We start from the raw sequence: 22,217 nt of genomic DNA, 5'->3' as shown, positions 1-22,217 counted from the left end.
GATCGGGCGAGGTGAGCGTTGCGGAAACCCGTACGAGTTCCGCAAGGGCGCAGCGACCGCTACGAGAGGGGCGAGCCCAGCGAGGGCGCTCCGGCGATCAGCCGGATCGTGAACCCCTCGTCGTCGCGCTGCAGCGACACGTACGCGCACAGCTGGTGGGCCAGCCACAGACCCAGGCCGCCGGGCCCCGCGCCCGGCATCAGCCCGGCCGTCGGATCGGCCGGACCGCGTCCCTGGTCGGTGACGGTGACCACGATCCGCCCAGGCTGCGCCCAGGCGCGCAGGCGCGCCCGCGGACGGCCGTGCAGCAGCGCGTTGGTGACCGCCTCGGTCACGCTCAGCCGCAGGCCGTGCCAGTCGTCGTCGGTGAGCCGCGCGATGTCCTGCAGCGGTGCGAGCGCCGCCCGCGCCAGGTCGGGCGCGGGATCGCCCAGTTCGAGGATCGGCGGCGCGGCCTCCACCGGCTCGCTCCACGGGGTCACGGCCGTGGCCAGGAACTCCCGGGGCTCCTGGTACGCGTCACTGCGATGGCGCAGCCCGTCGGCCGTCACCAGATGCGTGTGCGTACGCCGTGCGTGGTCGAGCACCTCGGGCGGCGTGATCCGGGTGTCGTAGGGGCACAGCCCGTACATGGGGAACTCGTCGTAGACCTCGTTGGCCGCGGCCTCGTAGCGGGCCCACCATTCCCACGGCACACCGACGCCCGGGTGCGGTACGTCGCCGGCGATGCGGATCTGCGCCGCCCCGTCACCGACGTAGCCGGCCAGCATCTCGCGGTGGCTGCGGATCGCCGCGGCCGGCCGCAGGTAGTGCTCGCCGCCGTCGATGAACACCACGCCGCTCGCGGGGCCGATCGCCGCGCGGATCAGTGCCTGGTTGCGTTCGCCGAACAGGGAGACGGTCGGCTCCCCGGCGGCGACGCCGTCGCGCAGGAAGGGCAGCACGATCGCGAGGAACTCCTCGTCGGCTCCGTAGAACGCCGTCTCGTGCAGGATGCCCTCGTGCCCGGCCGCGGGACCCGATCTCATGCCGTCACCACCTGCAGGTCGGGCAGGCGCAGCAGCTGCGCGAGCGGTCGGATGACGCTGCGGGCGCCGACCGACAGGACGGTCGTCGCGCCGCGGGCGCGGACGTGCTCGACGAGCTGGATCAGGCCCCGATGATCGATGAAGGCGAGGTCGCGCGCATCGATCGTGACGGTGCCGTCGACGCCGGTGAGGTCGGCGCTGTCCAGCGCCGTCCGCAGCAGTGCGTATCCATGCATGTCGACGTCCCCGGCGAGGACCGCGGCGATCCCCGGCGTCTCGGAATTGTGCAGCCTCAGCGGCACCGACGAGCGGCGGGCCACCGGATGCACGCAGACCAGCTCGGCCGCCTCCGCGGCGCCGAGCTCGGCCCGGTCGTAGGCGCACAGCGCGGAGAACATGCTGCGGATCATCAGCTCGTCGGCCAGCCGCTCGTAGCGGGCGAACGCCGCCCGGTCCTCGGCGGTCCGCACGAGCGACGTGACGTCGGCCGCCACGCGCAGCCCGGTGAACCCGTCGGCCAGCGCCTCGTCGACCGCCCGGGCGTACGTCTCGACCGGGACGTACGGGTCGCCGGAGCGGTACATGCCGACGTCGAGGACGACGGCGGCACCGGTGTCGCGGGCGGCGGCGAAATCGTCGCTCAGGTCGGCCCCGTCCACGTCGCCGGTCACGAGCAGTACGCGCTGGCCGCCGGCCAGCCCGTCGGCGAGGAACCGGGTCGCGGCCGCACGGAAGTCGCCGGGGGTGTCGAACACCCAGCCGACGTGATCGTGGTGGCTGAGCCCGTCGACGGAGTCGACGAACCCGGAGCGGCGCATGGCCGCAACGCTAACACGCAGGCGCCGCCCCGCCACCGCCCCTGACCTGGCGCCCGCTATCCGGCGGCGAGCACCCGCCGGCCGGCCGCCAGGTGCGAGAGCGCCCGCGGGAAGTCGTAGAGGACCCCGGCGTACCACTGGAGGGTCATGTCCACGGTCACCAGGGGCACCCGCCGCGACCCGAGCACGACCGCCAGCCACTCCACAAAGGACACGAACAGGTGCTCGTCGTCGACGAACAACCCGGCGCACAGGAACTCGACGATCTGGGTCAGATCGAACTCGGTCGCCTCACGCTGGGCCGGCGTGTAGTCGCGTACCACCGGGAAGTGCTCTTCGAGCTTCTTGAGCGCGACGTCGACGAGCTCGCGGCCGCGCTTGGCGATGAGCACATGCTCGTCGTCGGCGGCGACGGCCGCCGGGACCGTCGCGAGCGGGCGGCCACCCGGCGGCCGGCCGTCCAGGGCGCGTACGGCCTCCAGCGCGCCCGCGGCGGCGAGGTCGGCGCCGAGCCGCAAGGCCCAGCGGGCCTGCGGGCCGAAGCCCGCGCCACCGGCGATCACCGGGACACCCGCCTCCCGCGCGGCCTCGATGACCCGGCGCGCGGTCGTCAGGCGCAGCGGCAGCGAGCAGCTCAGCGCGACCGCGTCGGGACCGTAATGGTGCAGGTAGCTCAGCAGGTGCGGGCCGGGGACGCTCGCGCCGAGGAACCGCACGTTCCAGCCGTGCAACCGCAGCACCTCGGCCAGCAGCCGGGCGGGCATCGAATGCCACTCGCCGTCCACGCAGGCGACCACCACCAGGCCGCGCGACGCGCCCACGGCCGTGCGGGCCCCGACCGCGGCCACCACCTGCTCACTCACGTGGGTCGCCGCATGCTCCTGGGCGACGCTCCACTCGTTGGCAGCCCACAGCTCGCCCACCCGCGCCTGACTGCGCGCGACCAGATCCAGCAGTACGCCTTCCGGCGCGACGCCCCGGTCGAGCAGGCCGCCGGCGAACCCGAGCGCCGCAGGGGTGTCCGCCTCCGCCAGCAGGGTGAGATAGGCCGCCCGGTCCTCGTCGGTGACGGCGGTCACGCGGCGGCCTGCACGACGAGGACGGCGACGTCGTCCTGCAGCCCGTCGCGGGCCCATTCGGAGGCGCGCTGCGCGATGCGCTCGGCCATCACCTGCGCGGGCGCCCCCCGGTACGCGTCGACCTCGGCCAGCAGCCGTTCGCCGAAGAACTCGCGGCCGCCGGCACCGCCCCGGGCTTCGGTCACACCGTCGGTGTACGCGACGAGCATGTCGCCCGGCGCCAGGACGACGTCGGTCTCGCCGAACTGCGCTTCGGGCACCATGCCGACCGCCATGCCCCGGACCGCGACCGGCTCGGTGCCGCCGCCGGCGCGTACGAGGAGAGGTGCCGGATGGCCGCCGGTGGCCAGCGTGACGTGCAGGCCGCCGTCGATCCGGCGCAGCGAACCGACCACCAGGGTGACCAGGTCGGACCGGTCGGCGTTCAGCGAAGCGGCGTTGAGCAGCTCCAGCAGCCGCAGCGGGCGCGGTTCCAGCAGCCGCAGCGCGTGCACCGTCTGCCGGGTCCGGCCGGTCTGCGCGGCGGCCTCGATCCCCTTGCCGCACACGTCGCCCAGCAGGAACATCCAGCCGCCGTCGGGATCGGGGAAGACGTCGAAGAAGTCGCCGCCGATACGCAGCTGCTCGCGGGCCGGCCGGTAGGTGCCGCCGAGGACGGCACCCGGGATCGCCGGCAGTTCGGGCACTTCCAGGCTGCGTTGCAGCACGTCGGCGGTGTACGCCTGATCCGCGTACAGCGCGGCGGCGGCCAGAGCGGTCCCGGCCCGGGCGGCGAACTGCTGTGCCAGGTGCACCTCGGCCGGCTCGAAATCGGCCCGGCCGGCGCGGCGGGCCAGCACCAGCGCCCCGGCTGCGGCGGCGTACCCGGGCAGCGGGACGACCATCGCCGAACCGATCTCCCCGAAACCGTCCGCCAGCAGGCCGCCGAGCGTCTCGGCGAGCCGCGGATCGTCCGGCACCGTGAGACCGTCGAGGGCCTGCCCGATGGGCGAGTCCGCGGCCAGGTCGCCCCGGTGGAGGGTGCCGGCGCCGAGCTCGGCGTCCGGCGCGTCGTCGACCCGGAACCAGTCCAGGTGGGTACGCGTACCCGGCAGGATCACCAGCGCACTGTCGGCCAGCACCGGAACGGCGAGCAGGGCGGTCGTGCGGGCGGTCCGGGCGACGTTGAGCGACCCGCCCAGCCGCCGGCCGGCCTCGGCCAGGAACGCCGAGCGCCACCGCTCCGCCAGCAGCGCATCGGTACGCACGACCTGTTCGGTGATGTCGCGGACATACCAGACGACATGGCCGTCGGCGACGATCCGACGTCCTTGCAGGCGCCGGTCACCGTGGTCGAGTTCGAAGGCGGGCTCAGGCCCGGCGAGCGCGACCCCCAGCGCCCCCGGTACGGCCAGCGGGGCGCCCGCCTTCGCCCGGAGGAGACGCACGGCGGAAGCGTTCGCGACCAGGACGAGCCCGTTCCCGTCGAGGGCGACCGCTGCGTCCTCGATACCGTCGAGCATGGCGGTCAATACGCCCGCGGCGGGATTTCCCGAGGCCAGGCGGGCACGGCGCGAGGCGCCGGTCCGGCTCCGGATCGCGGAACCGCCTCCTTGGTCGTCGGTCATGGGGCAAGCCTGCCATGCACGGGCCCGCTTGACACGTCAGGAATTGTCCGGACCCCGTCCGGAGGACACCGCACGAGATGTCGGAGACATCCGGCTCGCGATTCGTAGACGTCCGCTGCGATCGGTCCGGCGAACCGGGCCGGACACAATCATCGCCGTCGCTGACCGGCAGGCTGCCGCCCCGCGTCGGCCTTCGAGCGAGACCAGGTGATCGGGGTCACCTCGCCCGGCCGTGGAAAATGACCTCCAGCAGGTTCGCCGCGCCCTCCGGCGTGATGTCGTCGATGATGTAGTGGTCGGCGGTGCCCGGCAGAAAGATGAGCGGGATCTCGTCGATCGACCGCCCGGGCAGCACGACCGGCAGGATCTTTCGCGTCCAGCGGGGCATGTCCCGGTGCATGAGGTCGGCGAGGCGCAGGTATTCCGAGCGCACGCCGCGGTTGCGGCCGGGCGGCAGCCGATCCTCGCTGGCGGCGAGGTACGCCGGTGACGCCATCACCACGGTGAAGTCGGCGCGCAGGATCTGCGTGGTCGTCCAGTCGGTCCAGATGCGCCGGCTGTCGAGGCCCTCCTGGTCGATCTCGACGTCGACACCGCAGCTCTCCAGCAGCTTCCACAGCCTGATGACGTCGGCCTGGTGCTCGGGCGGATCCTGCGAGTAGGACAGGAAGACGCGAGGCCGCTCAGCCCGTACGACCGTGCCGAGGTGCGACGGATCGGCCGCTGCCGGGCCCGGGAGCCGGACGGTGAACGCGTCGCGGCGGCTCGCCGGCACGAGATCCAGCTCCGGATCCAGGTCGAGCTGGTACCGCCCGGACGCCAGGACCGGCAGCATCTCCCGGTCCGGTGCAGCCAGCAGCACGAACCAGCCGGTCTTGCTGCCCACCGGCAGTTCGGCCGACGGCGTACCGGTGTAACGCCAGCGAACGAACCGGCTGCCGACACCGAAACAGTCGACCTGCGGCGACATCGCAGGCAGCGCGACATCCGACGCCACGGTATCGCCGTCCCACCCGCCGGGGTCGGCACCGTCGCGTGGCACGAAGTTGAGGAGGCGGTTGACCCGGTAGGCCCGTCCTTGCTCCGGCTGCATCACGCTGCGCGGCAGCACGTCGAGAACGGTGACGTCCTCGGGAAAGGTGAACTCGAGTTCGGCCCACTCCGGGGCCGGTACGCCCGCGGCGACTTCGAACTCGCAGTTCGTCCGAACGAGATAGCCGACCTGATGTCCGAAATCGGACCCCAGCGGCGGCAGTCGATGCAACTGCCATCCGCGCAGGCGAATCATTCCAATGGGGATGTCGTCCGGCGCGTTGTCCACGGCCCGGGCGGGATCGGTCAGGAACAGCGGCACTTGCCCTACCAGGCCGGATTCATCGTAGGGTTCCATTGCCGCTCCTTCAGGGGATGGGCGCCGCCGGTGCGGCAGCGTACCGTTCGGACAGGCCGGTGCCAATCTGATCAAGAGGGGTGGCCCGTGACCGATCCGCGTCAGCGAGCCGTGTCCCGCGACACCGACCGTCGCATGGCCCTGGCACGCGAGTGGGACGGCCTTGTCGAGCAGGTCCGAAGGCTCGACGGGTTCGAGGACTTCCTCGAACCTCCGCCGCTGGCGACACTGCGGGAGGCTGCCGCCGAAGGACCGGTCGTCATCGTCAACGTGAGCAGGTGGCGGTGCGACGCGCTGGTCGTGACCACGGCGGGCGTCCGCTCCGTGCGGCTGCCCGGTCTCACCGCCGCCGACGTGACCACCCGCACCGCGGCCTACCTTCAGGCGCTACAGGACGCGGCACCGGCTCCCGACCAGTCGTTCAGCCGGCGGCTCGAGACCCGCGCGGCCCGTCGGCACGCACGCGAGCAGGTGCTGCGCGCGACCATGGAATGGTTGTGGGACACCGTGGCCCAGCCGGTGCTCGCCGATCTCGGCATCGGCGGCCCGCCTGCGGCAGGGGCGGATCCTCCCCGGCTGTGGTGGTGTCCGACGGGCAAGTTGACGCTCCTGCCCCTGCACGGAGCGGGCTACCACGGTGCCGGAGATGACCGGACGGTCCTGGACCGAGCCGTATCGTCGTACACGCCCACGTTGCGTGCTCTCCGCGAGTCCAGGAGACCCTCGGCGCCGCAGCCTCCGCGCCACCCGGGTCTGGTGTTCGTCGGGGTGCCCGAGACGCTCGACCAGGTGCAGTTCGCCGCCGACGCGGCCCGGGAGCGGGCGGCCGTCACGGCCGCGTTTCCCGCCGGGGTCACCGTTCTCGAGGGTGCCGACGCCACCATGGCCGCCGTGGAGACGGCCCTGGCCGACCACCGATGGGCGCATGTCAGCTGCCACGGCTACCAGGACGTCTACGATCCTTCCCGGGCGGGGCTGATGCTCGCCGACGGCACCTTGACCATCCCGCGGATCAACTCAGGCCGACGCTCCGGCGAGTTCGTGTTCCTCGCGGCGTGCATGACCGCAACGGGCGGCGTCAACCTGCCCGACGAGTCGATCAGCCTGGCCGCGGCGCTCAACTACGCGGGCTACCGGCATGTAATAGCCACCCTGTGGCGAGTGCACTCCGTCGTGGCCGCGCAGGTCACCGAGGCGGTGTACCCGCAATTGTGCGCCGATGGAACGTTCCGCCCGGATCGGGCGCCGTTCGCGCTGCACGATGCCGTGCGTACGCTCCGCGACAGCGGTGCCCGCATGAGCGACTGGCTTCCGTTCACACACAACGGTCCCTGAGAGGGCGGGCGTGACCGAGCAGCGCGACCAACTCCTCCTCCAGATCGAACAGCGGGTCGAGCAGTACGCACGGAGCAGGCATCCTGGGCTCCTCCTGGACGGGGATGCGGCCGTCGACGCGACCCGGCTGCTGGCGACGGTGGGATGGGACCCGGACGAAGGCGGGGACGTTCTCGACGCGGAGGCCGTGCTCGCGGTGGCCTGGCTGTACTGGTTGCGCTCCGACGTCGTCGACCCGGCCGACCGCGAGCGTGAGCTGCAGATCAGCATCGCGTTGTTCATGCCCCTGCGCGACGTCGACGAGACGCTGCTGCCCGCGGAACTGCGCGGTGCCCTGGACACCGTCGAGCAACCGGAGATCACCGGATACGAGGAGTACAGCGGCTCCGGCGACCTGGCCGCCCTCGACCAAGCCGTCGACCACCTGCGCGCCGTCGCGACGCCCGCGGACGACCCCCAGCGGCCTCGTCATCTGAGCAGCCTCTCGGCCCTTCTCCGGGAACGGTTCCTGCACACCGGAAACCCCGATGACGCCATGGAGGCGGCTACGCTCGCGCGCGACGCGGTCAGCCTCGCCCCCGCCGACGCCCCGGATCGCGCACTTCTGCTGTCCAATCTCGGCACGACTCTCCTGGCGCGGTTCGACCTCGCCGGCGACCCCGCAGACCTCGATGCCGCGGTCGCCACCCTGAATGAAGCCGTCTCGGCTCCCGGCGGCGACACCGATTCCATCGCGTACGCGGTGATCCGGGCCAACGCCAGCAACGCCCAACTGACGCGCTTCCTCCTGCGGACCGACGCCGCCGACATCGAGGCCGCCGTGGGCCATGCCCGGGCCGGCCTCGCCGGTGCGCCCGACCCGGAGGATCGCGGGACGTTGTCGGTCGCGCTCGGCGAGGCGTTACGCGTGCGATACCAGCACACCGGCAGCCTCGACGACCTCGCCGAGGCCGTCCAGTGCGGAGAGGACGCCGTCCAACTCGACACGGCGGCGGGTCAGGTCTCCGCGGCCAGCCTGACCAGCCTCGCGTCCAGCCTCAGTACGCGCTACGAAAGCCTCGGCGACCTGGCCGACCTCGATGCGGCGACCCTGGCCGCACGAGCGGCGACCGAGGCGGCGACCCCTGCCGACCTGGGTACCAGCCTGTCCAACCTCGCCGACATCCTGCAGCTTCGCTTCGCTCGGAGCCGCGATGTCGCCGAACTCGACGAAGCACTTCACTTCTCCCGACGGGCCGTAGCCCTCACCGGAAACGGCCGGCCGGACCGGGCAGCGTTCCTTTCCACCCTGGGCAGCGTCCTGCATGCCCGCCATGAGGCGACCCGCAGCCCTGAAGACCTGGACGAAGCCATCAGCGTCGGCCGGGAGGCCGTGGCGACCTTCGCGCCGGATCATGCCGACCGCCCGCTGGCACAGTCACATCTCGGCTTGGCGCTGCACGCCCGATTCGAGCTGACGGCGAACCTCGACGACCTGAGCGAGGCGATCGAAGCCGCCCGCGGGGCCGCCGCCCGAGTCGATCCCGCGGGCGCCGGCGCAGCCGCCTTCAGCAACAACCTGGCGGCGGCTTTGCAAAGCTGGTACCTGCACGGCGGGGATCCCGGGGTCCTCGACGAGGCCGTCACCCACGCCAGAGCCCTGGCGCAGTCGGCCGCCGGCCGTGCGGGTGCGCTGTACCAGTCGAACCTCGCCGCGTTCCTGTCGCTGCGCCACGAAGCCACGGGCGATCCCGTGGACCTGGACGACGCGGTACAAGCCGCGCGCACATCGGTGGCAGCCACCGATGTGGACGATCCATCCCGCGCCCGGCGCCTGGGCAACCTCAGCACGGTGCTGCGGGCACGGTTCGAAAGCCGCGGCGCGACCCCGGACATCGACCAGGCCGTCGCGGTCGCACGGGCAGGGATCCACGCCGTCGCGGATACGGCCATCGTGCAGGCCATGTGCCAGACGGCGCTCGGCGCCGCCCTGCAGAGCCGCTACCAGCGATTCGGAGACCCGACGGACCTCGACGAGGCGGTGACCGCCGCACGGGCGGCCCTCGCCGCGACCCCACCCGGCAGTTCCGACCTGTGCGGTCAGTGGACCAACCTCGCCAGTGCACTGCGGCTGCGCGCCGTCGAAGGGCAGCAGCCCGCCGACATCGATGAGGCCGTCGACGCGGCGCGCGCGGCCGTAGCCTGCGCGACGCCGGGCTTTCACGACCAGCCGGCCCTCCTGTCCAACCTCGGCTTCACCCTCGCCGACCGTTACTCGATCACCAGGTGGCTGCCGGACCTCGAGGAGGGCCTGCGCCACTGCGCCCTGGCCCTCGACACCGTCGGCAAGGAGCATCCCGACCGCACCGTGTACTCGATCAACCTTGCCCGCCTGCTGGCCATGTCGCACGACGCCGGCGTGGGCACCCTCGATCAAGCACTGGCGATCCTGGCCGCAGCCGTCAGGGTGACGACCGCGCCGGCGGTGCAGCGGCTGCAAGCGGCCAGCCTCCGAGGTGAGCTGGCAGCAGAACACGGCCTTACGCAGCCGGCCGCCGCGAGTCTCGCCGAGGCGACCCGCCTCCTGCCGGTCGCCTCCTGGCACGGTCTCGACCGCGGATCGGTCGAGACTCACATCCACCTGTTCGAAGGGCTTGCGACGGACGCCGCCGCCTGGAGCCTGAATGCCGGGAAGGTCACGGCCGCGACCGAACTGCTCGACCTCGGCCGCGCGGTGATTTGGCAGCACGCGCTCGACACCCGGCCTGATCTCGAAGCTCTCGCCCACCGCGCGCCGGAGCTCGCCGCCCGACTACAGCGGGTCGCAGCCGGCCTCAACCACCGCTAGGCATCGGCGGCGGATTGTCGGTGGGCCCGATTAGCCTGGACGGATGCCGCTGCAGAACCGGGTCACGCCGTACGGCGAGATCGTCGCCGACCGGGGCCGCGGCCTGCTCATGGGCAACCGCGGCTGCCTGCACGGCTCCGGCCTGACGCTGGGCGCGTCGCGATGGCGGTCCAAGCTGTGGATCTGCTGCGTGCTGGACTGGAAGGGCGTGCAGCGGGCGCCGATGCCGCCCGGTCGGTGGACCGCGCTGTTCTTCCTGGACGAGGCGACGGCCCTGGCCGCCGGGCACCGGCCCTGCGCGTACTGCCGGCGTGGCGCCTATCTCGCGTACGCGACCGCGTGGCAGGCCCACTCCGGTCTGGCCGAGCGGCCGCGGGCGACGGAGATGGACACTGTGCTGCATGCGTCCCGGGTGGACTCGCGTACGCGTCGGCAGCGCACCTGGCCGTCGACTGTGGACGCATTGCCGGACGGGACGATGGTCGACTACGAAGGCGCTCCGGCCCTGGTGCTGGACGGCGGACTACGGCCCTGGGCCTTCGCCGGCTACGGGCCGCCGGTTCGTCCACCCGCCGGGCTGGTCGAGGTGCTGACCCCGCCGGCTTCCGTGGGGGCACTGGCCGCAGGCTACCGCCCCCTGCTGCATCCGACCGCGACTCCAGCCGGCCGGCACGGCCGTCGTCAGCTGCCCACCGGTGCGTAGAACGAGTACCGGGCGATCGTCGGGATCCAGGGCCGCAGCGCCACCAGGTCCAGCGTTTCCGCGGGAACCGGTGTGGTCACCAGCCAGTCGATGAGCTGTTCGAGATCGCGGAGGACGACCGGATCCTTGATGTCGCGGTAGAGCATGTTCACGAGTTCCGGCAGCGACTCCTCGCCCATTTTCGACATGGCCGGCAGGAGGACCGCCGCGGCTTCCGGCATCCCGGTGACCACGGCCAGCAGCAGCAGTACGCGATACCGCTCCTCGACGCTGTCGATCGGGCGGGTGCCGCCCAGCGCGATGCCCTTGACGAGGCGGAACACGTTGAGGAAACGCTTGATCGCCCGCGGTGAGTCGCCGAGCAGCGGGGTCAGGCTGTCGATGGCGCTCAGGTCGGCGGCGTCGATCTCCAGGCTGCTGATCTCCAGGTAGGGCTCGTCCTCGTCGGTCTCGTCGTCGTCGAGGTCGGCCGGCGTCTGCACCGGCAGCACGGTTGTCGTGGACAGCGACTCGGGATCGACGTCGGCCAGCCCCATGATCAGCCGCCGGCGGGCCGCCACGTCCAGCCGAGGCACCCAGAACGGTATCTGGAAGATCTTCTCCAGGTAGTCCTGGCTGGTCGCCGACGGGCCGTGGAGGGCGCCCGGGCCGGCGACACCGAACATCTCGGGGTGTTCGAGGTCCAGCGAGCGGCCCAGCCAGCGCCCGTCGACCGCCACGACCACGACGAAGATCGGGAACGACAGCAGCAGGTGGATGGCGTGCAGCACCTCGACCACCCGAGGTGCCGGACACCGGTCGAGGTCGTCGATGTAGAGGACGATCCGGTTGAAGTCGAGGCCGGTCTCCTGGGCGTCGCCGGCGGTGTTGTACTCGGTGACGAGGCGGCTCAACTGGTCGAAATCGCGCCGGACCAGCGCTGTCAGCCCGAGCAGCTTGCGGTAGTCGTCGGTGTCGCCGCGTTCGCTGACGAACTGCGCGAGCATCCGGGCCGGGGTCAGCTGGGCGAGCTTCTCCCGGATGCGCGCCGCCGCGTGCTCAGCGTCCTCCTGCGTCCTGCGCAGGGCGTTCTCCTCCACCCGCAGTCCGTCCAGTTCGGACTTGACGGCGTCGATCCGTGCCGCGTGGAGGGCCTCGGCGGTGAACAGCCGGGCCCGCAGGCTCTGATCGGCCCGGTCGAGCCGGTCCAGCATCTGCGCGCTCCAGCCGACCCCGCGATTCAGGACGGCCGCCGCGGCGGCGAGGAACGCGGCGACCGTACCGGCCGCTCTGGTCGTCCCGGTCAGGTCGAGGTGGCTCAGCACGATGCTCATCACCGGCGCGGCCAGCACGGCGACGCCGACCAGCAGGGTCCACCGCCAGCCGCGTCGCAGGAAGACGCCACCGGTCGCGCCGCCACGGCGTACCAGGTCGCGGGCTCGTTCCACGGCCGCGGCCAGCTCCTCGGCCTTCGTGCCGACCGCGGTCACCCCGATCTCGTCGAGGCTGTTCTGGATGCTCTTCGCCTCGCCTGCCGGGATCACGATCGCCTGCGCCACCGTTCGCAGCCGCAGATCCTTCAGCTCGGTGAGCTTCTTCTCCTGCGCCTCGTGCAGTTCGGCGAGCGCCAGCTCCGCGCCCTCGATCTGCTGCGCCAGCGCCGTCAGGCGGACCGCCGTCCGCTCCTGGACCTCCTGCGTACTCGCCAGTTCCGCGGCCACCGTCGCCCGGCGCCGCCGCAGCTCCGCGGTGTGCTCCTCCGGCGAGGTACGCAGATTGTCGAAGATGTGGGCGACCAGGCTGGCCCAGAGGTTGCCCTCGACGTAGTGCCAGGCGTTGAACTCGATCTGCGCGATCCGCGGATGGATCGACTGCTGTTGCGGCTGCTGGCGGGCAGTCCGGGTCAGTGCGTCGATACGCGCCCGCAGCGTACGCATGAAGAAGGATTTTCCGGAGCCCCATTCGCCGAACAGGCCCACGGCCAGGGGCGGGGTGAGCTGGCGGGCGGCCAGGAGGTGGGCGAAGGCGTCGACCTCGACGGCGATGCCGATGAGATCGTCCTGTGGCCCGTCGTCGACCTGGTCCGCGTCGTATGCCGGAACAGCGAGCGTACGCGGCGCGGAAGAGAACGGCGCGTCCCCCGGGACGGGCGGCGCGGGGGCGCCCTGATACATGCCGCCGACCGGCCCGGACGAGAACGGCGAAGGTGCCTGTTGGGCCGCGGAGCGGGTGGACTCGGCCCGAAGCCACAGCGCCTGGAACCGCGGAAGCAGCCGGCTCTCGTCCTCGGGTCGCTGGCACATCCTGTTCAGAACGATGACGATGGACTCTCCCCGTCGCCATGATGGGAAGGACGTTCCCCGCAGGAGAGCGGAGATGGTCTCGTGCGAGGCGGCTTCGCCCAGCGTGCCGTCCTTCCGGATGGCGAGGCTGATCACCCGCGCGCTGGGCTTGCCCGCCAAGTCGTAGAGCGCATGGATCGCCTCGACGAGGTCCCTGTGCGGGCCAGGCGGAAGCTCGTCGGGACCGGGTGACGCGACCGCCACGAAGACCTCCATCGGCGTCGGATCTGCGGCACTCAGCGTAGAGGAATGCGGCGAGTGTGGACGGTCGCGATGTCGACTGCGAAGCCGAGCAGCGCCCCTACATCTGCGCCCATTCCGGCTTCGCGGCCCGCGTACGCGAGAACAGCCGCGCGGGTGACGGCAGCCGCTGGACGAGCGCGGCGCAGCCCACGCCGAACAGCAGCGAGATCACGACTCCGATGATGTTCGGCTGCGCGATCCAGGCGAACCGCGGGAACACCTGGTAGTGGGTGACGTAGATGAGCAGCGAACTCGCGGCCAGCGTACCCAGGACCTTGTTGAGCAGCGGGAAGCTCGGCAGCGTCCGGACCCACACCAGCAGGAGCAGCCCGGCGGTCACGATCTCCTGCTGCATCGGGTACATGAAGTAGTCCGCCATCGTGACCAGGATGATCGCCGTCAGCAGCAGCTTCTGCCAGATCTTGTCCGCCCGGGCGGTCGCCCAGCCGAGCGCGAAGATCCAGATGACCATCAGCGGCGTGACCTGGCTGGACACCCACGGGCTGGCGGTCATGCCGGGGACGAGGTCGTAGCGGGTGAGCAGGCCCAGCCCGACCAGGACCATCGGCAGGGCGAACCGAAAGCGTCGTTCCAGGCGGTATCCCCACGGGTTCGTCACGAGGAGCAGCGCGCCGAGCGTGTAGAACACGATCACCTCGATGAACCACAGCTGCGCCTCGTGATGCGCGTTCACCGCTCCGGTGAGGTAGTAGCCGAGATAGAGGTTGATCGGCGAGTAGTCGCCGACGGTCACGATGATCAGGGCGACCCACACGATCATCGGCAGGACGATGCGCGTCAGGCTGGACAGCACCCGGCGTACGCGCTGCAGGGCCGGTGCGTCGTCCAGCTGGAACCGGGCGAGGTTGAAGCCGGCGATGCCGAGCATCAGATGCGCGCCGCCGACCGCCATCAGGACCTTGGAGTGCACGAGGACGACGGCGACGATCGCGGCCGCGCGCAGGGCCACGCTGACCTCGATCGTGGCGCGCCGGCGCGACGCCGGTCTGGGCGCCTCGGCGAGATCCTGGATCGTGGCGTGCTGCCAGTCCTGCGGCAGGCGGCCGATCAGCCGTTCCAGCCTGATCGACGTCTGCACGAACGACAGCGAGTCGCCGCCGAGCCCGCTGAACGTGTCGGTGCGGCGCACCGGTCGGCGGAGCATGTCGGCGTACAGGTCGCAGACCGCGGTCACGACGTCGGTGGCGCCGTCGCTGCGAGCACCCTGCCGGACGGCCAGGTCCACGACGGCGGTGTAATCGATCTTTCCGGTCGCCAGCCGGGGAAGCTCGTCGAGCACGTGCACGCTCAGCGCGTGAGCAGGCAGTTTGAACTGCGTGGTGAGCAGGCGGGTCAGATCGTCGGCGCCCGGTCGTCCGGCGACCGCGACGACGAGGTGGTCGTCCGTGCCCGCACAGGCAGCATCCACTCCTGTACGCCGGACGAAGTCCTCGACCTGGGAAAGGTCGATCCGGAGGCCGAACAGCTTCAGGAAGCGGCTGCGCCGCCCGACGATCTCGTACAGGCCGTCGTCGGCGAGCCGGGCCAGGTCGCCGGTACGCAACTCGTCGACCTCGCGGCCCAGCGCCAGGTCGGCGGGGCTCTCGGCGTACCCGAGCATGACGTTCGGGCCCTGGTAGACGAGTTCGCCGAGACCGTCCTCGGGGTCGACGTCGATGCGGAAGGAGCCGCCGGGCACCGGGATCCCGATCGCCTCCGGACGGGTGGCCGCGAGCCGCGGCGGCAGGTACGCCATCCGCGCCGTCGCCTCGGTCTGCCCGTACATGACCACGAGGTCCCAGCCGTGTGCGCGACCGAGTTCCGCGTAGCGGGTCACCCGGTCGGGGGCGAGGCGGCCGCCGGCCTGGGTGACGTAGCGCAGGTCCGGCAGGTCGAGGTCGGCGAACCCGATCTGGTCGAGCAGGTCGAAGGTGTAGGGCACACCGGCGAACGCCGTCCCGTGGGCCTGCCGGAAGAGGTCCCAGAACCGGTGCTCGCTCACCGACAGGTCGGTGAGGATGATCCCGGCGCCGGCCAGCAGATGGCTGTGGATCACCGACAGTCCGTAGCAGTAGTGCATCGGCAGGCTGGTCGCCGCCCGGTCACCCAGGCCGATGCCCAGGTACGCGGCGATCGCAGTCGCGTTCGACTGGAGATTGTCGTGGGAGAGCCGGACCAGCTTCGGCGAGCCGGTCGAACCGGAGGTACTCAGCAGCAGCGCCAGATCAGGATGCAGGGTGTGCGCCGATCCGGGCCGGCGTACGTCGAGCCGCCAGTTCCCGTCCGGGCCGGCGAGCACGTCCGGGTCGTACCGGTCGACGATGGCTTCCGAGTCGCCACCCAGCAGCAGCACCGTGTGGCCGCCGTGCAGCGCACCGAGATAGGTGGCGATCGCGTCGACGGTGTTCCCCCCGGTGACGGCGACGAGCCGCCGGACGGGACCGAGTCGCGCCGCGACCGCGTACGCGCGGGCGGCCAGATCCTGATAGCTGACGGTGTCTGTTTCGGTGATCAGGGCCGGCCGGTCGCCGAACATCTCCAGGTCCCGTACGAAGGGGACGAGGGCACGTTCAGAGGCGTCCGGCATCGGGCGATGATAGAGGACTCGGTCGGCGGCCGGAGACCGCCGGGTACCAGCCCTATCCCGTCTGCCGCTATCTCGTCTGCCACGTCGAGCGGATGACTTCTCGCGTCGCCGCCTGCTCGTACACCGCCGCGCCCAGCCACGCTTCCGCCAGCAGGTCCGCGTCGTGCGGGTCGAGGCGGCCGAACGTGTCACGCGTACGCCGGATGCCGGCCGCTCCCAGCCCGCGCAGGACGCTCGCGCCGGTGCCGAGATGCGCGGCGGTCAGTCGGTACGCGTCTTTGTCCACTCCGGACAGCAGCGCGGCCCGTCCCGTGGCGACGACCCGTTCGAGGTGGTGGCGGACGAGGTGCAGGGGCGCGACCGGTGCCGGTGCGGCCGGCCCGATCGGGAGGGGAGCCGCGTCGGGCAGGTCCGCCCGGGTCAGGCGGGCGGCGCCGAGGTCGAGGTGGCCGCCGTGCCGGTCGGGGAGCCACGGTGCGGCCAGCGCCAACCCGGCGACGCGTCGGGCGCCGAGGAAGCGGCCGATCAGGCGTACGGGATGGCCGGTGGCGTGGGTGGACAGCTGCCGCAGGTTGGCGACGTAGGGCAGGGCGGGGTCTTCGTGCGGCGCGGCGACGGTGACCAGGAGGCCGTCGGTCGTGACGACGATGAGGCCGCCGCGGTCGGCGCCGGCCACCAGGCCGTCGAGGAAGGCCAGGTCGTCCGCGGCGCGCCGGTCGTGCACGGGCAGGCTCGCGGCGGCCAGCCAGCGGTCGGCCTGCTCGGCGGCGGGCGCCTGCCACAGCCCGTCCAGGGCCGGATCGGACCAGGACGCGCCCGGCGCGGCCACCGCCTGGCGGGCGCGGCCGTGGCTGAGCCGTCCGGCCGAGGAGGCGTGCGCGTTGACCGCCAGCAAGCCGGCCCGGGACAGGTCGTGGTGGCTCAGCCGGACCTCGCCGAGGTCCACCGCGGAGGCCGTCCCGGCGACGGTGACTCCGGCGGCCACCGGCTTGACGTCGGACACCACCCAGACGCGGCCGGTGGCGTCGGCGAGGTAGGTCGCCGCTCCGGCGTGGCCGGTCGCCGCCCGCACCGGCTCGCAGAAGAGCCCGTAGAGCCGCAGGTCGCCGACCGGTTCGTAGTCGCGTCGCGGCACGCCGAGCGCAGCGCCGTCGCCGCCGGCCACGCGATGGCAGGCGACCAGCAGCTCGCGTACGCGGTCGGTCACGTCGCCGAGCCGGAAGGCGGGATCGTCGCGGCGGGCGGCGCGGACCAGCTCGACGACCTCGACGGCGGCCGAGGCGGCGGCGTGCAGGCCGACGGCGCGGGCCTGGTGCACGGCGCGCAGCAGGTCTGCCTGGGCGACGGCGCCGGTGCCGGAGATGCCGGCGGTGAGCAGGGCCGCCGCGGCGGAGCGCAGCACCCGTGCCGCGTCCCGCTGATCGGCGTTCGCCTCCACCATGGACGGTGTCTCGACCGCGGGCTCGGCGGGGACGTCGGCGGTTTCGGGTCCGGGGCCGAGGATCGGGGCGGCGTTGAGGACCGCGGCGCGGTGCAGGCAGCGCGGCGCCAGCAGGCAGCTGCACACCGCGTCGGCGTCCGCGGCGACCGGCGTGGTGAGGGTGACGGTCGTCTGCTCGTCGGGCCGGACGACGACGGTGGCTGCGCCGGACTCGACCGGCCACCCGCGAGCCTGTTCGACGGCGGCGTCGAGGCGGGCGCGCAGCCGGGCGGGCAGTGCGGCGACGGCGTCGGCCGCGACCCCGGCGGCGACGGGTGGCAGGCTCATCGGACCTTGTCTCCGATCCACGAGGCCAGTTCGGTCGGGCTGAGCGCGGCGACCAGCATACCCGCGGCGACCAGCTGGGCGGCGACGCCGGTCGCGTACCGGGGGCGGCCGCGGTCGTCGAGGCTGGCGCAGCCGAGCAGGGTGGCGCCGTCGTCGGCCAGGGCGCGGGTGGCGGCCAGGAGATCACCGACGGCGAAGCCCTCCTCGAAGTCGCTGATCGTGATCACGAGGGTCCGGCTGGGCACCGTCATGATCTGGCGGGCGTAGCGCAGGCCGGCCGCGATGTGCGTACCGCCGCCGACGCGGATCTCCAGCAGCAGCGAGAGCGGGTCGGCCACCCGGTCGGTGAGGTCGATGACCTCGGTGGAGAACGTGACGAAATGCGTACGCAGCGCGGGCACCCCGGCCAGCACTGCGGCGGTCAGCGCGGCCCAGATCGTCGACTGCTCCATCGACCCGGACACGTCGACGAGCAGGATGACCTGCCAGTCGACGCTGCGGCGGCCGCGGCTGCGAAACACCGGCCGGTCGGGGAGCACCTGGGGGCGGCCGTCGGCGCCGGTGCGGACCGTGTGCAGGTTGCGGCGCAGGGTCGCGGCGAGGTCGAGGCGCCCGGTCGGGCGGTAGGTCGGCCGCGGTGTGCCGATGCCGGTCAGGGCCGGCCGGATCCGCCGGGCCAGCTGGGCGGTCAGGTCGGCGGCGAGCCGGGCGACCAGCGGCCGCAGCTTCGCCAGCCGGGCCTCGGGCAGGCCGCCGGCCAGGGAGAGCACGGTGTGCAGCAGGTCCACCGAGGGCCGGACCCGGTCGGGATCGGCGGCGAGGACCGCGTCGATCCGGCCGCGCTCGGCGGCCCGGGCGAGGACCTCGTCGCGTACGGCGGTGCCGAACAGTGCTTCGAGGTCTTCCAGCCAGTCCCGGACGTCCGGGTACGCCTGCTCGCGCCCGCCGCCACCGCCGTCCACCGTGTACGCTCCCTCGCCCCGACCGGCCCCGTACAGCTCGTCGAGGGCGGTGGCGAGCGGCCGGCGGCCCTCGCTCAGCTTGTCGGATTCGCGGCCGAGCAGCAGCCGCCACCGCTCCTGGGCGGTGATCGTCCCCGTGGCCCGGGGCGCGACGGGTTCACGTGGTGCCGCTTGCGGCGCCGCCGGTGCGGTGGAGAGCCCGAGGGCGGTCAGCGCCGCCAGGCCCGCCCGGTCCGCGGCGAGCCAGCCGGCCACCGCGAGCGGGTCGGCCGGCAGCCGGTCGCCGATGTCGCCGTGGCGTTCGGACACCGTGGCCAGGAACCGGTCGCGGTCGGCCGGGCTGAGCGCGTCGAAGCCGCCGCGCAGGGCCGGCAGGCGGCGGACGAACTCGTCGTCGGGCAGGCCGTCGACCGCCTCGACGAGCGGATCGAGCGGCGCGCCGCCCGCCTGCAGCAGCGAGCCCGCGATGCTCAGCACCCCCCGCAGCCGGTCGGTCGCCTCGCTCGCGGGCAGGTCCACCCAGGACGCCACCCGGGTGCCGAACACGGCCGGGTCCTCGTGGCCGAGCAGGACCCCGACGGCCGCCGCCGCCCCGCGCATGAGCGGCGAACCGGCCCGGGCGAGGGCGTCGATCTCGTGCCGCAGCCGCAGCACCGCACCGGCCTCGTCGGCGGTCTGGACGAGGTCGCGCAGGGCGCGGGCGTCGTCGACCCGGGTCGATCCGGCCAGGCCCGCGACCGCGCCGACGGCGGCCGCGTGCAGGTCCGCGCGTACACCCGGGGCGGCGGAAGGGAAGTCGGTCAGGCCGGGGAGGAGGCCGTGTTCGAGGCGGCGCAGCAGGTGCAGCGCGGCCACGATCTGCTCGATGGTGCCGGCGTGGCAGACGGCCTGGCGCACGTCGGCGAGGCGCCGGTCCACCAGCCGCGGCAGCCCGCAGGCGGCGGCCGTGGCGAGACCGGCGAGGGCCTGCTCGGCGGTGCTGCCGCCGGCGTCCCGCTCGCGGCGCCGCCGGGCGGCCAGCATGCCCGCCGCGGCCTGGTCGAGGGTGACGCCGTGCAGCCCGGCCACGGCCAGCGCGGCGTCGGCGGCGGGCGTCCACTCCAGCCGCCAGGCCGTGGTCAGGGTCTCGCCGCCGCCCTGATCGGCGTGGCCGTAGGGAGCGCCGCACGCGGCCAGCCGCTGGATCGCGACCTCGCGGGCGCGGTCGGTGGGGGAGCGCAGCGGATCGAGGCGCATCCGCCGGTACGCGTCGCCAGGGCCGGGCAGCTTCAGCGCGGCGAGCAGCTCTTCGACGGCCGGCCGCAGCCCGGTGACGGGGGCGCCCGGTGGCAGGCTGCCGCGCTTGTGTCCGATGAGGACGGTCCGCATGGCACGGGCGACGCCGCGGCCGACCCCGGTGGGCGAGCCCTGGGCGAGCACGGTCTGCAGGGCCTCGACGAGTTCGCCGCGGCCCGGGGCGGGCAGCGACCGCAAGGCGGCCAGATCGTCGGCCAGCCGGACGACCTCGGCCGCTTCCGCGGGACCGGCCGGCTGCCCGTGCGTACGCAGATCGCGGGCGATCTCGACGGCGAACCCGTGCGCCGCCGCGCGTACGCCGTCCGGGGTGGCCCCGCAGGCGTGCACGGCCTGCTGCCACCGGGGATCGCGGATGCCGGCCGGGTAGCCGGAACGGGCGTCGAGCAGGTCGAACGTGTACGGGACGAGCGAGATGACGGCCCCGCCGGCCGGTATCCCGGTGAGGGTCGGCCCGTCGAGCAGCGCGGGGGCGTGGAAAGCGCCGACGACGACGGCGATCCGGCCGGACGCGGCCGCGATGTGGCCGCGCATGCACGCCTCGCGCCGCAGGTCCAGCGGATCCACCGCGGATCCGGCGTCGTGGCGCAGCGCCCAGCCGGCGGCCAGCGCGGCCCGCCGGACGGCCTCGGGCGGGCTGCCCGGCGCGGCGGCCTCCACCCAGCGGTCCCACAGATCGTCCCCGGCCCGGCCGGAGAGACCTTTGTGGACGGTCCCGCGCAGCGTCGGCCCGTCCGGCTCCTCACCGCCCGCCTGCTCGCGGTCCCGCCACGCCGGATCGTCGAGGGGCAGGTCGCAGCACACCACCGGGACGCCCGCCCGCTGCGCCCACCGCACGGCGGCGAGCTCCGGGCTGAAGTCCGCGAACGGGTAGAACGCGCGCGGCCCGTCCGGCCCGGCGGCGGCCAGGGCGACCGGCGCGACCGTGCCCGGGTCGGCGAGCCAGCGTACCCAGTCCTGCATCTCGGCGGGCAGCTCGACCAGCAGAGTCTGCGGGGCGTACGCGTCCAGCAGCGGACCGACGGCGGCGGCCAGCACCGGGGAATGGTGCCGGACGCCGATCAGCCGGACGCGGTCGTGCCCGGCCAGTTCCTCGACCCGGGCCCTTGGATCAGTCACGCAGCACGTCCCGGTGCTCCCACAGCTGCCGCCACATCCGCGAGCCGCTCTCGGCCCGCCGCCGCAGCGCCCCGTCCCAGTACGCGAGCAGCCGGGCGGCGTCGGCCGGATCGTCCTTGCGTACCACGCCGAGCAGGTGGCCGGGCAGCAGCGACAGCGGATCCGGCCCCGGCAGGTACGCCGCCGACAGCCCCAGCGAAGCGGCGACGGCGACGGCCTCGGCGGTACTCATCACCGACGACGGCCGCTCGACCTCCCACCCCTCGGCGCTCTGCCCGGTACGCAGATCCCGGAACGCGGTCACCAGCGTCTCCAGCACCGCGTCGTCGACGGCGAACGGGGCGCCGCCGCGCTCGACGGCCGCCCTCGCCTGCCGCGTGACCAGCGCGACCTCGGCGTCGAAGTCGGCGATCGGCGGCACCACCTCGAAATTGAAGCGCCGCTTGAGCGCGGCCGACATCTCCGACACGCCCCGGTCGCGCAGGTTGGCCGTGGCGATGAGGCAGAACCCGGGCGCCGCGTACGCGACGGCTCCGTCCTGTCCGGACAGTTCCGGCACGCTGATCCGCCGCTCCGACAGCAGCGAGACCAGCGCGTCCTGGACCTCCGGCAGGCATCGGGTGATCTCCTCGACCCGGGCCACCGCGCCGGTGGCCATCGCGGTCAGGATCGGCGACGGGGTCAGCGACTCCGCCGACGGCCCCTGAGCCAGCAGCAGCGCGTAGTTCCAGCCGTAGCGCAGCTGATCCTCGCTGGTCCCGGCGGTGCCCTGCACGGCCAGTGCGCTCGTGCCGCAGATCGCCGCCGACAGCAGCTCCGACAGCATCGACTTGGCCGTGCCCGGCTCGCCGACCAGCAGCAGCCCGCGCTCCCCGGCCAGGGTGACGACGCACCGCTCCACCAGCGCCCGCTCGCCGACGAACTTCGGCTCCACGACCCGCTTGCCGTCCGGCCCGGCGACCGGCACGCCGCCCGAACCGGCGATGAACGTCACCACCGCCCGCGGCGTCAGCCGCCAGCCGGGCGGGCGCCGTCCCTCGTCGGCGGCGGCGAGGAAGTCCAGCTCGTCGGCGTACCGGAACTCGGGCGGGTCGATCTGGCGGGCGGTCACGGTCTCTCCCTGCATCGGTTGGGCGG

General features: G+C 73.2%; 13 protein-coding genes. 3 read left to right on the top strand and 10 right to left on the bottom strand.

Features of this window, described 5'->3' with window-relative positions:
* Window positions 1–59 precede the first annotated feature (59 nt).
* The 5 genes from G401_RS0102790 to G401_RS52255 all read right to left on the bottom strand — a co-directional run bounded on the left by G401_RS0102790 (window position 60) and on the right by G401_RS52255 (window position 5,922).
* On the bottom strand, window positions 60–1,028 hold the full coding sequence (locus G401_RS0102790; protein WP_027341310.1) for a sensor histidine kinase: 969 nt from the start codon (window positions 1,026–1,028) through the stop codon (window positions 60–62).
* Window positions 1,025–1,846, bottom strand: coding sequence for an MEDS domain-containing protein (locus G401_RS43005; protein WP_051366050.1), 822 nt, complete (start codon window positions 1,844–1,846; stop codon window positions 1,025–1,027). Before G401_RS43005 ends, G401_RS0102790 begins: the two co-directional genes overlap by 4 nt.
* Before the next feature lie 56 nt (window positions 1,847–1,902).
* A complete protein-coding gene (locus G401_RS0102780; protein ID WP_027341309.1) occupies window positions 1,903–2,925 on the bottom strand; it encodes a cobalamin B12-binding domain-containing protein in 1,023 nt (340 codons plus the stop codon).
* On the bottom strand, window positions 2,922–4,532 hold the full coding sequence (locus G401_RS43000) for a PP2C family protein-serine/threonine phosphatase (protein WP_157545241.1): 1,611 nt from the start codon (window positions 4,530–4,532) through the stop codon (window positions 2,922–2,924). The genes G401_RS0102780 and G401_RS43000 overlap by 4 nt, the downstream gene beginning before the upstream one ends.
* A 217-nt stretch (window positions 4,533–4,749) precedes the next feature.
* Complete coding sequence (locus tag G401_RS52255) at window positions 4,750–5,922, bottom strand: toll/interleukin-1 receptor domain-containing protein (RefSeq protein ID WP_084556748.1); 1,173 nt, start codon at window positions 5,920–5,922, stop codon at window positions 4,750–4,752.
* A gap of 87 nt (window positions 5,923–6,009) precedes the next feature.
* Here G401_RS52255 and G401_RS0102765 point away from each other — a divergent pair, with 87 nt between their 5' ends.
* The 3 genes from G401_RS0102765 to G401_RS0102755 are packed head-to-tail and all read left to right on the top strand — an operon-like array spanning window position 6,010 to window position 10,787.
* On the top strand, window positions 6,010–7,257 hold the full coding sequence (locus G401_RS0102765; protein ID WP_169734132.1) for a CHAT domain-containing protein: 1,248 nt from the start codon (window positions 6,010–6,012) through the stop codon (window positions 7,255–7,257).
* 10 nt (window positions 7,258–7,267) lie between these two features.
* Entirely contained in the window at window positions 7,268–10,084 is a 2,817-nt protein-coding gene (locus G401_RS0102760) for a tetratricopeptide repeat protein (RefSeq protein ID WP_027341306.1), read from the top strand.
* A gap of 43 nt (window positions 10,085–10,127) precedes the next feature.
* Window positions 10,128–10,787, top strand: a complete 660-nt coding sequence (locus G401_RS0102755) for a hypothetical protein (protein ID WP_027341305.1) — start codon at window positions 10,128–10,130, stop codon at window positions 10,785–10,787.
* Here the strand turns inward: G401_RS0102755 and G401_RS0102750 are convergent.
* The 5 genes from G401_RS0102750 to G401_RS0102730 form a co-directional block, all read right to left on the bottom strand.
* Window positions 10,766–13,324: a P-loop NTPase fold protein gene (locus G401_RS0102750; protein WP_027341304.1), complete on the bottom strand. Its 2,559-nt coding sequence runs from the start codon at window positions 13,322–13,324 to the stop codon at window positions 10,766–10,768. The genes G401_RS0102755 and G401_RS0102750 overlap by 22 nt on opposite strands.
* Window positions 13,325–13,409: 85 nt before the next feature.
* On the bottom strand, window positions 13,410–15,938 hold the full coding sequence (locus tag G401_RS42990) for an AMP-binding protein (RefSeq protein ID WP_051366048.1): 2,529 nt from the start codon (window positions 15,936–15,938) through the stop codon (window positions 13,410–13,412).
* A 67-nt stretch (window positions 15,939–16,005) separates the two neighbouring features.
* Complete coding sequence (locus G401_RS42985) at window positions 16,006–17,706, bottom strand: hypothetical protein (protein ID WP_051366047.1); 1,701 nt, start codon at window positions 17,704–17,706, stop codon at window positions 16,006–16,008.
* On the bottom strand, window positions 17,703–21,080 hold the full coding sequence (locus G401_RS0102735; protein ID WP_027341303.1) for a DUF5682 family protein: 3,378 nt from the start codon (window positions 21,078–21,080) through the stop codon (window positions 17,703–17,705). Before G401_RS0102735 ends, G401_RS42985 begins: the two co-directional genes overlap by 4 nt.
* A complete protein-coding gene (locus G401_RS0102730) occupies window positions 21,073–22,206 on the bottom strand; it encodes an ATP-binding protein (protein WP_027341302.1) in 1,134 nt (377 codons plus the stop codon). The genes G401_RS0102735 and G401_RS0102730 overlap by 8 nt, the downstream gene beginning before the upstream one ends.
* Window positions 22,207–22,217: the final 11 nt, after the last annotated feature.

It is taken from the genome of Hamadaea tsunoensis DSM 44101 (assembly GCF_000428945.1).
In the GTDB taxonomy this organism is placed as follows: Bacteria; Actinomycetota; Actinomycetes; order Mycobacteriales; family Micromonosporaceae; genus Hamadaea; species Hamadaea tsunoensis.
Note: the sequence above shows the minus strand (reverse complement) of the source record. Positions and strands in the feature narration are given on the sequence as shown.

Excerpts from the sequence above, each read along its gene's own strand:
- G401_RS0102790 (WP_027341310.1), bottom strand. The coding sequence starts at position 1,028 with ATGAGATCGGGTCCCGCGGCCGGGCACGAGGGCATCCTGCACGAGACG.
- G401_RS43005 (WP_051366050.1), bottom strand. The coding sequence starts at position 1,846 with ATGCGCCGCTCCGGGTTCGTCGACTCCGTCGACGGGCTCAGCCACCAC.
- G401_RS43000 (WP_157545241.1), bottom strand. The coding sequence starts at position 4,532 with ATGACCGACGACCAAGGAGGCGGTTCCGCGATCCGGAGCCGGACCGGC.
- G401_RS52255 (WP_084556748.1), bottom strand. The coding sequence starts at position 5,922 with ATGGAACCCTACGATGAATCCGGCCTGGTAGGGCAAGTGCCGCTGTTC.
- G401_RS0102755 (WP_027341305.1), top strand. The coding sequence starts at position 10,128 with ATGCCGCTGCAGAACCGGGTCACGCCGTACGGCGAGATCGTCGCCGAC.
- G401_RS0102750 (WP_027341304.1), bottom strand. The coding sequence starts at position 13,324 with ATGGAGGTCTTCGTGGCGGTCGCGTCACCCGGTCCCGACGAGCTTCCG.
- G401_RS42990 (WP_051366048.1), bottom strand. The coding sequence starts at position 15,938 with ATGCCGGACGCCTCTGAACGTGCCCTCGTCCCCTTCGTACGGGACCTG.
- G401_RS42985 (WP_051366047.1), bottom strand. The coding sequence starts at position 17,706 with ATGAGCCTGCCACCCGTCGCCGCCGGGGTCGCGGCCGACGCCGTCGCC.
- G401_RS0102730 (WP_027341302.1), bottom strand. The coding sequence starts at position 22,206 with ATGCAGGGAGAGACCGTGACCGCCCGCCAGATCGACCCGCCCGAGTTC.